This is a genomic window from Micromonospora sp. NPDC049497 (genome assembly GCF_044465805.1).
Lineage (GTDB): Bacteria > Actinomycetota > Actinomycetes > Mycobacteriales > Micromonosporaceae > Micromonospora.
The window spans coordinates 240,079-254,209 of sequence record NZ_JBITMC010000007.1; the positions used below are offsets into that span (position 1 = coordinate 240,079).

Annotated in this window: 13 protein-coding genes; 4 read left to right on the plus strand and 9 right to left on the minus strand. The window is 73.9% G+C overall.

Translation table 11 applies throughout. From position 1 onward, the window contains the following. Positions 1 to 28 precede the first annotated feature (28 nt). A complete protein-coding gene (locus ACIBR0_RS13540) occupies positions 29 to 958 on the minus strand; it encodes a diacylglycerol/lipid kinase family protein (RefSeq protein WP_396715305.1) in 930 nt (309 codons plus the stop codon). Positions 959 to 1,332: 374 nt separating this feature from the next. Here ACIBR0_RS13540 and ACIBR0_RS13545 point away from each other — a divergent pair, with 374 nt between their 5' ends. After that, complete coding sequence (locus ACIBR0_RS13545) at positions 1,333 to 2,532, plus strand: RtcB family protein (protein ID WP_396715307.1); 1,200 nt, start codon at positions 1,333 to 1,335, stop codon at positions 2,530 to 2,532. Between the two features lie 469 nt (positions 2,533 to 3,001). Here the strand turns inward: ACIBR0_RS13545 and ACIBR0_RS13550 are convergent, their stop codons facing one another. Both ACIBR0_RS13550 and ACIBR0_RS13555 read right to left on the minus strand, forming a co-directional pair. Beyond that, positions 3,002 to 3,607 (minus strand): hypothetical protein, encoded by a 606-nt coding sequence (locus tag ACIBR0_RS13550; protein WP_396715309.1) that lies wholly within the window; start codon positions 3,605 to 3,607, stop codon positions 3,002 to 3,004. Positions 3,608 to 3,687: 80 nt separating this feature from the next. Further along, positions 3,688 to 4,149 carry a hypothetical protein gene (locus ACIBR0_RS13555; protein WP_396715310.1) on the minus strand — a complete coding sequence of 154 codons (462 nt, stop codon included), beginning with the start codon at positions 4,147 to 4,149 and terminating at the stop codon, positions 3,688 to 3,690. Positions 4,150 to 4,440: 291 nt separating this feature from the next. Between ACIBR0_RS13555 and ACIBR0_RS13560 the strand changes: the two genes are divergently transcribed. Beyond that, a complete protein-coding gene (locus ACIBR0_RS13560) occupies positions 4,441 to 5,646 on the plus strand; it encodes a helix-turn-helix domain-containing protein (protein ID WP_396715312.1) in 1,206 nt (401 codons plus the stop codon). Between the two features lie 77 nt (positions 5,647 to 5,723). On the opposite strand, the gene ACIBR0_RS13565 is transcribed toward ACIBR0_RS13560, so the two are convergent. From ACIBR0_RS13565 to ACIBR0_RS13590, 6 genes are all read right to left on the minus strand, one after another. Then, positions 5,724 to 7,217: an MFS transporter gene (locus ACIBR0_RS13565; RefSeq protein WP_396715314.1), complete on the minus strand. Its 1,494-nt coding sequence runs from the start codon at positions 7,215 to 7,217 to the stop codon at positions 5,724 to 5,726. Positions 7,218 to 7,246: 29 nt separating this feature from the next. Further along, positions 7,247 to 7,861, minus strand: coding sequence for a TetR/AcrR family transcriptional regulator (locus tag ACIBR0_RS13570; protein ID WP_396715316.1), 615 nt, complete (start codon positions 7,859 to 7,861; stop codon positions 7,247 to 7,249). Between the two features lie 124 nt (positions 7,862 to 7,985). Continuing rightward, positions 7,986 to 8,873: a Gmad2 immunoglobulin-like domain-containing protein gene (locus tag ACIBR0_RS13575; RefSeq protein ID WP_396715318.1), complete on the minus strand. Its 888-nt coding sequence runs from the start codon at positions 8,871 to 8,873 to the stop codon at positions 7,986 to 7,988. Further along, positions 8,870 to 10,270, minus strand: coding sequence for an ATP-binding protein (locus tag ACIBR0_RS13580; RefSeq protein WP_396715320.1), 1,401 nt, complete (start codon positions 10,268 to 10,270; stop codon positions 8,870 to 8,872). The genes ACIBR0_RS13575 and ACIBR0_RS13580 overlap by 4 nt, the downstream gene beginning before the upstream one ends. 13 nt (positions 10,271 to 10,283) lie before the next feature. After that, positions 10,284 to 10,964: a response regulator gene (locus ACIBR0_RS13585; protein ID WP_396715322.1), complete on the minus strand. Its 681-nt coding sequence runs from the start codon at positions 10,962 to 10,964 to the stop codon at positions 10,284 to 10,286. Positions 10,965 to 11,047: 83 nt separating this feature from the next. Continuing rightward, entirely contained in the window at positions 11,048 to 11,653 is a 606-nt protein-coding gene (locus tag ACIBR0_RS13590; protein ID WP_396715324.1) for a hypothetical protein, read from the minus strand. Between the two features lie 264 nt (positions 11,654 to 11,917). Here ACIBR0_RS13590 and ACIBR0_RS13595 point away from each other — a divergent pair, with 264 nt between their 5' ends. After that, on the plus strand, positions 11,918 to 13,096 hold the full coding sequence (locus ACIBR0_RS13595) for a snapalysin family zinc-dependent metalloprotease (protein ID WP_396715325.1): 1,179 nt from the start codon (positions 11,918 to 11,920) through the stop codon (positions 13,094 to 13,096). 137 nt (positions 13,097 to 13,233) lie between these two features. After that, positions 13,234 to 13,893 (plus strand): hypothetical protein, encoded by a 660-nt coding sequence (locus tag ACIBR0_RS13600; protein WP_396715327.1) that lies wholly within the window; start codon positions 13,234 to 13,236, stop codon positions 13,891 to 13,893. Positions 13,894 to 14,131: the final 238 nt, after the last annotated feature.

Genomic DNA, 14,131 nt, shown 5'->3' on the forward strand with positions numbered 1-14,131 from the left:
CGGCCCAGTGAGCGGACCCGCGTGGCGCTCAGCGGTCCGGGCTGTCCGCCGGCGCCATCACCCGCAGCGCGTTCGGGGCCAGGCCGACGCGTACCGGTGTCCGGCCGTGCAGCTCGCCGTCGACCTCGACACCCGCCGGCCGGTCGGTCTCCAGCCACAGCTCGTCGACGGCGAGGAACGGCGCGTCGCCCAGCGTCCGGCGGTGACCCGTCGCCGCGTTGCGCGCGGTGTGCCGCAGCAGGTCCCGCCGGGTCGCACCGCCCACCGGGTACGCCACCAGCAGCCGGTCGTCGGCGTTGGCGTCCGCCGTGATCGGGCGGCCGGCGTGGAAGCCGCCGTTGGCCACGTACAGCTGGTGGGTGACGAACTCGTGCACGGTGCCGCCGGCCCGGACGGTTGCCCGCAGCGGACGGTGGCGGGTCAGCAGCGCCAACGCGGTCGCCGGGTACGCGAGCCGCCCGGTGGCCCGCTTCAGCCGCGGCGGGGTCCGGAGCATGATGTCCGCCGACAGGCCCACACCGACGTGGTTGGTGAACGGCACGTCACCGGCGAGCCCCAGGTCCAGGTCGATGACCTTGCCCTCGGTCAGCACCGCCACCGCGCCGTCCAGGTGCAACGGGATGCCCACCGTACGCGCGAAGTTGTTCGTGGTCCCGAGCGGCAGCAGGCCCATCGCGACGTCGGTGTGCGCGAGCAGGCGCGCGGCGGTGCTCAGCGTCCCGTCGCCGCCGCCCGCGACGAGCAGGTCCGGCCTGAGGTCGAGGGCGGCCGAGAGGCTGCGCTCCAGTTGGCCGGGCCGGTCGACGGGAAACTCTCCGAGCAGGTCGAACCCGGCCGCCGCGAGCCGCGTCCGGGCCCGTTCGTAGTGGTGGCGGCCCCGGCGGGAGCGGGCGTTGACGACCAGGGCCGCGCGCCGGTCCCGCCGGACGGCCTCGGTCAGCTCCCGCTTGCTCCGCATGGCACCGACCCTATCGCCGGCCGGGGCGGCAATATCCATTGCGGTCACCGCACGCCCGACCTAGCGTTGTCCGCACGTTGTCGACCGACGAGCCGCAGGGGAGGGACATCGTGGAGCAGCGCACCGGACCATCGCGCACACGTACGGTCCCGCGTGGCGGCGGACGGTCGGACACCGCTCTGCGAAATCCACGCCCGCGCCGGTCGTGCCCGGCGGCGTGACGCACGTCCACACCTGACGCGTCACCCCGCCGACCCGACCGCGGCGTCCCTTCCGCACGCCTGACGTGGCGGAACCCTCCCAGCCGTGCCGGCTGACGACTTCCGGTCGCCGTCGAAAGACGGGCGGCGAGCCGACGACCCGAGGAGACAACCATGGGCTACACCCCGCTGGCGGGCACCCGCGCGCCCGTCCGCGTCTGGACCGACCCGTACGCCATCGAGGCGCAGGCGGCGAAGCAGCTGCGCAACATCGGCGCTCTGCCCTGGGTGGAGGGCGTCGCCGTGATGCCCGACGTCCACTTCGGCAAGGGCGCGACGGTCGGCTCGGTCATCGCGATGCGGCAGGCCGTGTCCCCGGCCGCGGTCGGTGTCGACATCGGCTGCGGCATGTCGGCCGTCCGTACGTCGCTGACCGCCGCGGACCTGCCGGACGACCTGGCCGGGCTGCGCTCGGCCGTCGAGGCGGTCATCCCGGTCGGCTTCGCCAAGCGGGACGACCCGGTCGACCCCCGCCGCGTCCGGGGCCTGGAGCAGGCCGGCTGGGACGACTTCTGGCGGCGGTTCGGCACCCTCGACCGGCGGGTCGCGCAGCTGGAGCACCGGGCCCGGCACCAGATGGGCACCCTCGGCGGTGGCAACCACTTCGTCGAGGTCTGCCTGGAGCAGGGCGGCGCCGACGCCGGCCGGGTGTGGCTGATGCTGCACTCCGGCTCCCGCAACATCGGCAAGGAACTCGCCGAGCGGCACATGGCGGTGGCGCGGCACCTGCCGCACAACGTCGACCTGCCCGACCGGGACCTCGCGGTCTTCCTCGCCGGCACCCCGGAGATGGAGGCGTACCGCCGGGACCTGTGGTGGGCGCAGGAGTACGCGCGGCGCAACCGGGCCGTCATGCTCGCCCTGCTCTGCGGTGTGGTGCGGGAGGCGTTCCCGCAGGCCGGGTTCGACGAGCCGATCAGCTGCCACCACAACTACGTGGCCGAGGAGACCTACGGCGGCGTGGACGTGCTGGTCACCGGCAAGGGCGCGATCCGGGCCGGCCGGGGGGACCTGGGCATCATCCCCGGGTCGATGGGCACCGGCTCGTACATCGTGCGCGGCAAGGGCAACCCGGACGCGTACTGCTCGGCCTCGCACGGGGCCGGGCGGCGGATGTCGCGGGCGCAGGCGAAGCGGACGTACAGCACCGCCGACCTTGTCGCGCAGACCGCCGGGGTGGAGTGCCGCAAGGACGCCGGGGTGGTCGACGAGATCCCCGGCGCGTACAAGGACATCACCGAGGTGATGGCGCAGCAGGAGGACCTGGTCGAGGTGGTCGCCCACCTCAAGCAGGTGGTCTGCGTGAAGGGCTGACGGCCGTCCCGCCCTGGCCCGGTCGACCGTCGCGGAGCGGGCGTAAACCAGTGGAGCAACACCGCTGTGCGCCACTACCGTTCTGCCGAACGACATCGTCTGAGTCGAGGACACGCCGTTGTACACCCTGTGAGACCTCCCGAGCGCTGATTCGTGGCGCGTCGCCTGTGTGCGCCGCGCTCCCTCTTGCTGCGGACTTCTCACTGGAAACGGTGTACTTCTATGCTCACAAACTGGGTGGTCGTGCCCACCTGCCTGCCGCTCGTTCTCTGCCGGTGCCACGCGCGCGCGTCCGAGCGCTTCCCCGCAAGCGGCACCCTTCGTCTGATCGACGTCATCACGGACGGCGAACTCGTTTCGACAGTCCGGTACAGAGGCGAGCTCTCTTCGATCTCACCTGCACGCTCAGGCGCTGAGGCGTCGACCGGCGCCCGTCGGGGGCGGGCGCCGGTCGACGCGTACGGGGACGTCAGGCGTACGGGACGCAGACGTCCCAGCCGGGCGTCCACCCGGACAGTTCCGTGGCGGGCGCGACCGTGGCCGCGCCGATCGTGGTGCCCGCGTCGCCGTCGGCCCCGATGGTGACCGTACGGCCGCCGGGGTAGCCGCTCCCGTCGTCGGTGAACGTGCGGACGATGCCGCCGTCGGGGCGGTCCGTCCACGAGGTCCGGCCGTCGGCGGCCGGGGTGCCGGCCGGGGTACGCGGACCGAAGTACTCGGTGAGCACCTGCTCGACCGTCTCCGGCCGGGGTGGTGGCATCGGCTCGTCCGACTGCCGGCACTCCGGCCAGGAGCGGACGGCGACCGTGTCGGGGCGGTCCGACCGCCACAGCCGTTCCTCGACGAGGCTGCCGCCCGTCCGGGTCTCGAAGCGCATCGCGTCGAGGATTCCGTCGTGGTGGGCGAGGTGGACGCTCACCCGGGTCTCGTACGCCGCGCCGCCGGGCTCGTGCGAGGTCTCGGTGAAGGCGACGACGGTGACCTCGCCGGCCGGCCGGGCCGGCGCCGGTGTCGCGGCGCAGGCGGTGAGCGCCAGCAGGGCGGTGCCCGCGGCGAGAAGCGCGGTCCTGGTCACGTGCTGCCTCCCTGGGGGCGGTGGGCGCCCGCCCCGCCCCCAGTCGTGTCGGGGCGGGCGCCCGGTTCCGGCGTACGTGGTCAGCAGGAGCGGCGGACGGATCCGCTGTTCCTGATCTGGACGGCGCGCGGGAAGCCGCCGTTGCGGCCCACGTACATCCGGTAGTTGAAGGTGCCCAACTTGCAGGCCTTGACGGTGTACTCCTTCGTGCCCGACGAGCCCGCGAAGGCGTCGCGGCCGGCGATCCGGGTCCAGCCGTGCCAGCGGTGGACCTGCATGCCGTACCAGACCTGCCAGCCCGAGCAGTTGACCGTCTTCACCTTGCCCTTGATCGGTCCCCGCGTGGTGACCTTGTACGGCGTGATGGCGCAGCCCTGGATCGCGAGCGTCCCGACCGGCGCGGAGACGGTCCGGACGGGCGCGGCGTCGGCCCGCGGTGCCTCCGATGCCGACGCCGACGCCGGTGTGGCCGCGACGGCGAGCGAGCCGCTGAGGAGCACTCCTGCGGTGAGTGCGCCGATCCGGCTTCCGATGGTGCGCATGTCTGCCCTCCTGGCAGTGGTGTTCCGGGCCGGCGGGGAACCGGTGTGGTTCGCGTCCCCGGACCCGGCGTCGTCGCCGTGTCCCGGGGTGGGGACGGGACGTCCGACCGCCGGCCCTGTGTCGTCCCACCGCTTTTGTAGTCGCCGCGTTGATTGGTCGGGCCACTCCGACCAGGCGATCAATCAACTCCGGACAGGCGTGTGGCGCCCGGGGTGGGGGCCACCTGAACGGACCCTTGATCCATTCGGGAGGATGCGACGTGACACTCCATGATGGATTCGGCTCGGAGCGTGAGGAGTACCGTCAGCGTGGCCCGTCAGGAACGACCGGTGGACCCGGGTGCCGGCCCCCTTCAGGCGTTCGCCTATGACCTGCGCAAGGTGCGGGTCGAGGCGGGCAACCCCACCTACCGCGCGCTGGCCCGTGCGGCCGGCTACAGCGCGACGACGCTGTCGGAGGCCGCGAACGGGCTGCGGAAGCCGACCCTGGAGGTGGTGCTCGCGTACGTCGGGGCCTGCGGGGGCGACGTCGAGGACTGGCGGCGGCGCTGGCACGACCTCGACGACGAGGTGACCCGGGCAGCCGCCGCGCCGACCGGTCCCGACGAGGCGGACGAGACAGGCCCTCCCGCGCGCCCGACCGCGCCGCCGGCGCCGGATTCCACGGCGCGGCGGATGCCGTCGGGCAGCGGGCCGACGCGCCGGTGGCGACGGCCGCTGGCGTACGGTCTGGCCGGGGCCCTGGTGGCGGCGACCGCGACGGCCGGGGTGGTGCTGACCGGCGACGGCGGCGACACGCCCGTGGCGGCCCCGACGGCAGGCGGGTGCCCGCCCGGCCCCGACGCGTCGGCCGCCTTCACCGCCGAGACGTACGGCAGCGGCGTCCACGTCCGGCGCGGCCCGGCCCGGGACCACCCGGTGCTCTACACGGTCCCGCCCGGCTGCCGGATCGGGCTCGTGGGCTACTGCCTGGGGGAGAAGCTGATCGACGGTACGGCCGGAACCCCGGACGTGCGGTGGTACCGGCTGCCCGACGGCGGCGTGCTGACCTCCGCGCTGGTGCACGGCCTGCCCCCGGCCGGGATGGGTCCGGGGACCTGCCACGAGGGACTGCCCCCACCGGCGGCGATCGGGTTGACGGTGCGGCCCGCGGCGAAGGGGCGGGTGCGGCTCGCCGCCGCCGGCCCGCGCGTGGACGTCGTGGGGTTTGCCGCCCGGTTCCCCGCGGATTCCGCGCTGCCGGACACCCGGCGGTGGCACCAGATCGCCCTCGTCGACGCCGCCGCGGGCACCGACGTCGACTGGGCGGTGCCGCCGGTGATCGGGGCGGATCCGGTGCCGGTGGTCGCCGTGGCGTGCCTGGGCGGCCAGGGACCGACGGAGGTGCTGGACGCCCGGTCGGTGCGCCGTGACGGCCGCACGGTCCCGACGGTCCTGGACGGGGAGCAGCGGGCGGCGGCCGGGCGGTCCGCCTGCCGCTACCCGGACGCCGGCTGACCTCGGCGGGGCGCAACGGCGCGTGGCCGCCGGCCCGGTACGGGGTCGGCGGCCACGGGTGCGGTCGGAGTCGAGCGTCAGCCGACGTGCACCGCGCCGCCGGACGGGATCTCGTCCTTGCGCACCTTGACCAGCACCAGGGTGGCCACACCGGCGAGCAGGATCAGCCCGGCACCCCAGGCGAACGCCACCGTGTAGCCCTCGATCTGCGCCTGCGCCGCCGTGGCCTGGTTCGGGACGCGGCTGGCCAGGTACGCGGTCACCGCGCTGGTGAAGAAGGTGTTGAGCAGTGCGGTGCCCAGCGAGCCGCCGATCTGCTGGGTGGCGTTCAGCGTCGCGCTGGCCGCGCCCGCGTCGTGCTCGGGCACCCCGACCAGGGCGAGGCTGGACAGCGGCACGAACGTGAAGCCCAGCCCGAGGCCCAGCAGCACCTGGGCGGGCAGCAGGTGCGCCAGGAAGGACGTGTCCAGGTCGATCCGGGTCAGTGACAGCATGGCCGCGGCGGCCAGCATCGTGCCGGCCAGCATCAGGGGCTTGGGACCGATCCTGGGCATCAGCTGGCTGGCCACGCCGGCGGCGATCAGCACGCCGAGGGTGATCGGCAGCGAGGCGAGACCGGCCTCCAGTGGCGTGTAGCCGAGGCTGTTCTGGAAGTAGAACGTGAGGAAGAGGAACGCGCCGAACAGGCCGGCACCGACCAGGGTGGAGGTGAGGTAGGACCCGCCCCGGTTGCGGTCGAGCAGGATCCGCAGCGGCAGCAGCGGGTGGGACGAGCGCATCTCGATCACCACGAACGCGGCGAGCAGCACCACGCCGGCCGTGATGAACCCGATGGTGGCGGTGGCGTCCCACCCGTCCTCGGCGGCCCTGGTGAAGCCGTACACGAGGGACACCAGGCCGGCGGTGACCACGACGGCGCCGGGCACGTCGTAGCGGGTGTTGCCGTGTGCCCGGCTCTCCGGCACCAGCGGGATGGCGGCGAACAGCGCCACGGCGGCGATCGGGATGTTGACCAGCAGGCACCAGCGCCAGTCGGCGTACTGGGTGAGCACACCGCCGAGCAGCAGGCCGACGGCGGAGCCACCGCCGGCGATCGCCCCGTACACCGCGAAGGCCTTCGCCCGCTCGGTGGCCTGGGTGAACAGGACGGTGAGCAGCGCCAGCGAGGCCGGGGCGAGCAACGCGCCGAACGCGCCCTGAAGCGCACGGGCCGCGAAGAGCATGCCGCCGGTGGTGGCCAGGCCGCCGATGGCGGAGGCGATCGCGAAGCCGACCATGCCGACCAGGAACGTGCGCTTGCGGCCCCAGTAGTCCGCGATCCGACCGCCGAGCAGCAGCAGGCCGCCGAAGGTCAGGGTGTACGCGGTGACGACCCACTGCCGGTCGGCGTTGGAGATGCCGAGGTCGGCCTGGGCCTGCGGGAGCGCGATGTTCACGATGGTGGCGTCGAGCACCACCATCAGCTGGGAGATCGCGATGACCGCGAGGGCGATCCAGCGCCGTGGGTGCGGCGTGGACGGTGAGACCTCGGCGTCCGGCCCACCGGGCATGGTCGAGGTGGTTCCAGGCATGTCGTGCCTTCCGTGAGTGTGCGAGGTGGTCAGGTCTGCGGGCTGCGGTGGCAGAGCACGGGGATCAGCACCTGGTCGACGACCTGGGTGAGGAACTCGTCGTCGGCGGGCAGCCCGTGCGCGAGGACGCGGGACATGGTCAGCGCCGGAGCGAGGTCGTGGAACAGGTCGCGCTCGCCGGCCTCGGGCGGGATCTCGCCACGGGCGGCGGCGCGGACCAGGACGGCGGTGCTGGCCACCCGGCCGGCCGGCATGACGTGGTGGCGGATGAGCCGCTCCAGCTCGGGACTGGTGCGCATCGCGAAGGTCAGCGCCTGCATGAGGTCGGCGTCGGCGACGCAGATCGCGGCGGTGGCCCGCAGCAGCTCCAGCAGGTCTCCGCGGAGCGAGCCGGTGTCCGGTGGGGTGTGCACCCGGGTCTGCCGCTGCCGCAGGGCGTCGGCGACCAGCTCCGCCTTGCCGGGCCAGTGCCGGTAGATGGTGGCCTTGCTGACCCGTGCCCGGGCGGCGACCGCGTCGATGGTCATCCGGTCGTAGCCGACCTCGCGCAGCAGGTCGATCACGGTGGTCAGCAGGTCCGCCCCACCCGCGCCGCGTGCCGCCGGCACCACCGCCTCCGCACCGCACCGCCTGCCGACCTGCATCGCACACCCCCATGAAACGATGTCGTACTGACCCTAGTTGAGGGTGGACGTCGTTCTCAGCGTTTTATGAGGAGCGTCGCACCGTCTAGCGGAAACGGATACGTTTCGTACCGCTGAACGGGCCTCAGCCGACCAGCAGCACCGGCACCGCCACGACCTTGGTCCGGGAACCATCGGCGGGGGACACCTCGTACGCCTCCACGGTGCCGACCTGATCCCGGCCGACGCGGTAGCCGACCGTGACCCGGAAGGCGCCCCGGCAGCCGGTGCCGCAGGTGGCGGTGGTGAACGCGGTGCCCACCTCGCGGCCGGCGGCGTCGAGCACACGCACGCTGACCGTCGCCTCGAACACGTCGGCGGTGCCGGTCACGACGACCGGGGTGGTTACCCGTTGGCCGATCGTCGGGGCGGTCACCACGATGGGCGGCAGCAGGTCGGCGTACTCCGGGCGGCCGATCGGCGGTCCCGCACCGAAGCGGACCCGCCGCACCGTGGGGAACTGGGTCAGCGTGTACACCACCTGCGCCTCGGTGAGCCGCCGTACCCGGTCGTCGCCGTCGCCCGGCACCGCGCCCACCACCGCGACGCCGTCGGCGATCCGGGTGATGCCGAGGGCGGCCGGCAGGAGGGTGGCCAGGCCGGCGTCCGCCTCCACCGCCGTCGGCCCGGCGGCCAGTTCGGCCAGCGCCAGCCCCGACGTCGCCACGGTCGCCGGACGGGTACGCCGGGTCGGCGCGATGTGCCCGTCGCGGACGTACCACAGCTCGATGGTGACCGTGCCGGGCCGCGACGCCGCCGGTGCGGTCGTCGCCGGCACGGAGACCGACGGTCGGGGGACCGCGCCCGACGGCGCGGCGGTGGTCGGCGACGGCGTCGGGGACGGAGTCGGTGCGACGGCGCCGGTCGGCGGGGGAGCGGTCGGGGCCGGGCCGAGTGCGCCGGAGCGGTCCGTGGCGCAGCCGCCGGCCAGGAGAGCGACGGCCGCGACCACCGCGACGGTACGGCGCCTCACCGCGCACCGCCCGGTTCGCCTCCGGCGGTCGGCAGCTCCAGCGTGAAGCACGTGCCCACGCCCGGCGCGCTGCGCACGTCCAGCCGTGCGCCGAGCAAGCGCGCGTTCTCCCACGCGATGGCCAGCCCCAGGCCGCTGCCCCGTCCCGACCGGGCCGCGTCCACCTTGTGGAAGCGGTCGAAGATCCGCGGCAGGTGGTCGGCGGGGATGCCGGGCCCCTCGTCGCCGACCTCGACGACGACGGACGGACCAGTGGTCGTGACGGTGGCCCGGGCCTCGCCACCGCCGTGCTCCACCGCGTTGGCGACGAGGTTCGCGAGAATCCGTTCCAGCCGGCGCGGGTCGGTGGCCAGGGTGGTGGACGGTCCGGTGACCGTGACCCGGTCCACCCAGCCGCGCTGCCGTGCCAGCCCCCGCAGCAGGGCCGTGACGTCGACCGGGACGACGGTGACGACCTCCCGGCCGGCGTCCAGGCGGGAGATCTCCATCAGGTCCTCCACCAGACGGCGTAGCCGCACCACGTCGGTGACCAGCAGCTCCGCCGGCCGCCGGGCGTCGGTGGGGAGCTGGTCCAGGTGGTCGCGCAGCAGCGACGCCGCGGCCACCAGGGCGGTGACCGGCGTACGCAGTTCGTGCGCGACGTCGGCGGTGAACCGCCGCTCCCGGTCCTGGGCGCGGGACAGCGCCTCGATCTTCCCCTCCAGCGCCTCGGCCATCTCGTTGAACGACGCCGCCCACGCGCTGAACTCGTCCCGCCCGCGCACCGGCAGCCGGGTGTCGAGCAACCCCTCGGTGAGCGCCCGCGCGGCGCGACTGGCCCGGCCGACCGGCTCCAGCGTCCGCCGGGCCAGCAGGTGACCCACCCCGGCGGCGAGCAGCACCACCGACACCCAGCCGGCCAGCAGCGCGGTACGCAGCTGGTCGAGGCCGGCGGCGATGTCGTCCTCGACCGTGACCACGTACAGCTCGGCGGTGGAGCCCGGCACCCGCCCGCCGACGGTGAGCAGCCGGGGTCGTACCTCCGGCGCGGTCCGCTCGTACCCGAGCTGGCCGGCCGCGACCGTGGCCCGTAGCTGCGCCCCCAACGACGGCGCGTACCCGGGGTGTGACGGGTACGTCTCGCCGTCGACCAGCACCACGTGCCGGCCGCTGCCCTCGAAGCTGGTCAGCAGTTCGGTGCGGCGCTGCTCGGTCAACGGCGCGAACTGTCCGGCCAGGACCAGCTGGTAGCGGGCGTCGGCCGCGGCCTGCTGGAGTGAGCCGTCGAAGCGGGCCTGCCGCAGCGGCAGGTACGCGCCACCGGCGAGCAACCCGGCGGAGACTCCGGCCACGAGGAGGAAGGCGACGGTCAGCCGGCGGCGCAGTCGACCCGGCGCCACCGCTCCCGTCGCCCGCATCCCGGCACCCGGCTCAGGTCGCGGACAGCTTGTAGCCGGCCCCGCGGACGGTCCGGATCAGCCGGGGGTGCGCGGGATCCACCTCGACCTTCGCCCGCAGGCGTTGCACCGCCACGTCGACCAGCCGGGAGTCGCCGAGAAAGCCGTGCTGCCACACCTGTTCCAGCAGCAGCTCGCGGGTGAAGACCTGGCCGGGGCGGCGGGCCAGCTCCAGCAGCAACCGGAACTCGGTGGCGGTCAGCGGCAGCTCCCGCCCGTCCCGGCGGGCGGTGAAACCCGCCGGGTCGATGGTCAGCCCACCCACCTCGATCGTCGTGCGGGCCGTCGGCCCGGTGACCCGACGCAGCACCGAGCGCACCCGGGCCACCAGCTCCGGCAGGTCGAACGGCTTGCGCAGGTAGTCGTCCGCGCCGCACTCCAGACCGACCACCACGTCCACGGTGTCGGTGCGCGCGGTGAGCATGAGGATCGGCACCTGACTGGTGCGGCGGATCTCCCGGCACACCTCCAGGCCGTCCAGGCCGGGCAGCATCACGTCGAGCACGATCAGGTCGACCGGACGCGACCGCCACACCGCCAGGCCCGCGCGCCCGTCGACGGCGGTCTCCACGTGGAAGCCGGCCCGGCGCAGGCCGAGGGCGGCGACCTCCCGGATGGAGGCGTCGTCCTCGACCACCAGCAGGCGGCCGTCCATGCCGTCAGCGTAGCGCCGGGCGGGCCCGCCGTGACCTGCCGGAACGGCCGGTGTGGCGGGCCCGCCCTGGTCGGTCACCTGACCTACTCCTGCCACTGGTGGGCGACGTCGAGCACGATCCTGCTGTGCGTGCCGGGGCCGGCCAGCACGAACACCCGGAAGGGCAGCCGGGCCCGTACCCCGACGGCGAAGGTCGTGTAGCCCTCGAAGCTGCCGCCGAACACCACGTCCCGCAGGGTGCGGTACCGCAGGACGTTCGCCGCGCGGTCGCCGACCCGGTACGGCACGGTGGCCAGGTGGTCGTCGTCGTACGCCGGGGCCCGCAGCGACACCCGCAGCAGTTGGTCCCCGGCGGTGTACGGCGACAGCGCCAGCCCCTCGCCGTCGGTCCAGGTCTCCCCGTACGCGATCGAGTAGCCCTCCACCGCACCGGCGAACTCGAACACCACCCGGTCGAAGCAGTCGTGCCGGCCGGTGCGCACCGCGGCCAGGGGAGCGCCGCTCAGATCGCCGGCGGTCTTCTCCACACTGCCCCAGGTGATCCCGCAGTACGGCGACCCGGTCGCCGCGGCCCTCGTCGTACCCGTCGTCGTGCCCGTCGTCGCCGTGCCCGCGCCGGCCGTGCCGCCCCCGGCGGCCAGTCCGGCGAGCACGACCACCAGGACCGTCAGTCCATTCCTGATCCGCATGACGTCCTCCTCGGTGTGTCTCCTGTGTCACCACCTTCCGGCCGCGTCGCCGTAGCGGTGTGGGCTCCACGGTGGAGCGGCTACGCCACCGGACTTTCGCCGAGCCGTAACGGCCGGGTAACAGCTGCCGACAGGGGTCGAGATCGGGGTCGGCGTCGGTATGACGCTTCCGGTATGTCGGACATCGAGACTTCTCGATCTAACATTCGCGTACATCAATGAGTGGGCGGCCTCGGGCCGCCGATCACCGCAGGGGAGTTCGTGATGATCCGACGACAACTGCTGCGCGCGGCCGGTGCCGTGCTGGCGGCGGTGCTGGCGGCGGCCGGGGTGCAGGTCGCCACCGGCGCGCCCGCCTCCGCCGCCCGCACCGTCTACTACGACGCCAGCCGGGCCGGCGAGTTCCGCACCAACTTCGACCAGGCCGCCCAGATCTGGAACAGTCGGGTCACCAACGTCCGGCTGGTCCCCGGCACCCCGGCCAGCGTGACCATCTACGTCGACAGCGGGTGGCCGCGGGCGCAGGTGACCGGCCTCGGCTCCGGCCGGATCTGGATGGGCTGGACCGCCGTCAACCAGGGGTACGACCGCACCCGCATCGCCAGCCACGAGTTCGGCCACATCCTCGGGCTGCCCGACCGGCGTACCGGCCTCTGCTCCGACCTGATGTCCGGCAGCAGCGCGCCGATCTCGTGCCGCAACGCGTACCCCAGCTCCACCGAGGCGAGCCGGGTCAACTCCCTCTTCGCCGGCAGCCTGGCCGCGTCGCAGGCGGCACCCGCCGGCACGTACGACTTCGACGTCACGCCGTTCGTCGTCGGCGGTCGACCGGCCACCGAGAACTACCCGTGGCTGGTCTACACCTCCGGCTGCACCGGCACCCTCGTCAAGGCCAACTGGGTGGTCACCGCGCGGCACTGCTCCACGCCCTCGTCGGTGCGGGTCGGCAGCGTCAACCGCACCAGCGGCGGCACGGTGGTCGGCGTGACCCGGTCGGTCAGCCACCCGACGATCGACGTCAAGCTGCTGCAACTCTCCAGCTCGGTCGGGTACGCACCGGCACCGATCCCCAGCACCTCCGGCGCGGTCGGCACCGCCACCCGGATCATCGGCTGGGGCCTGACCTGCCCGTACCGGGGCTGCGGCTCCGCGCCGACCGTCGCACACGAACTGGACACGTCGATCGTGTCGGACAGCCGCTGCATCGGCATCAACGGCCCGTACGAGATCTGCACCAACAACACCGGCGGGAACTCCGGCGCCTGCTACGGCGACTCCGGCGGCCCGCAGGTCCGCAGGATCAACGGGGTGTGGAACCTGATCGGCGCGACCAGCCGCTCCGGCAACAACAACTCGACGTGCGCCACCGGACCGTCCATCTACGGCGACCTGCCCTCGATCCGGTCCTGGATCAACACGCAGGTCGGCGGTCTGCCGCTCTGACGTCGACCGCGACCGGCGGCGTCCGCGCGCCCCGGTCGTCCGGCCCCGCCGGACGACCGGGGCGTGTCACGCCGTCACCACTTGATCACCGGTCTGCGGTACGGTGCCCCGGACATTGAGCTCCTCCGAGGTGATTCATGCCCGCCGCCGCCGTACTCGCCCTCATCCTGGCGCTCGCTCCCGCCCCGACGCCGTCCGGCTCCACCGGCCCGGTCGGTGACCTCCTCGGAGGTGTCGGGGATCTGGTCGACGGCCTGCTGCCCGGTGGTGCCGACGCCACCCCGGCACCTTCGGCGACCCCGTCGGTCGGTTCCCCGACGGCGAGCCCGTCCGACCCGTCGCCCCCGCTGTCCCGCTCGGCCGGACCGACGCCGGGCGCGCCCCGGCCGTCCTCCGTCGCCACGGACGCGGTCCGTCGTGCGGCCGCGGTGCCGCAACGGCCGGGCCCGACGCCCGGTACCCGAGAGGGCCGCGCCGCGCCGCCGGCCGGGTCCGAGCAGGGCGCGGACCGGCGGATGGCGTACGCCGCCGGCGCCGGCGTCCTCGCGGTGGCCGCGTTGGTCCTGCTGTGGCGGCGGCGCCGTTCCGTCCCGGGCCCGGCGGTCACGCCGGCTGAAACCGGCGGTCCGACCTGGCCCGGTGTGCCGGCCGCATCCGGTCCCTCCGGTGTCGTGCCACCGTCGGACGGCGACCCGGCCCCGGACAACGTGACCCGGCTGCCCACCGACCTCAACGCCATCTACGAGCTGGGACGGCTCGACGAACGGCTCCGACAGCAACGCGAGCCCGGCACCTGACCCGGACCGACCACCACGGCCAGGTGCCAGGCGCACCTACGGGCTTTTCGGAACGTGATCGACTCGACGTCACTGACATCGGGGTGTCCGGGTGAGGTCGTCAGCCCGACGTCACTGACACCGAGTGGACACGTCGCGGACACCGAAAGGGCCGGCCCCTTGTGGGGGCCGGCCCTTTCTGGTGTGGGTCAGGAGATGTAGCCGCGGGTGGCGATCCAGTCGGCGAGGTTGTCGACGC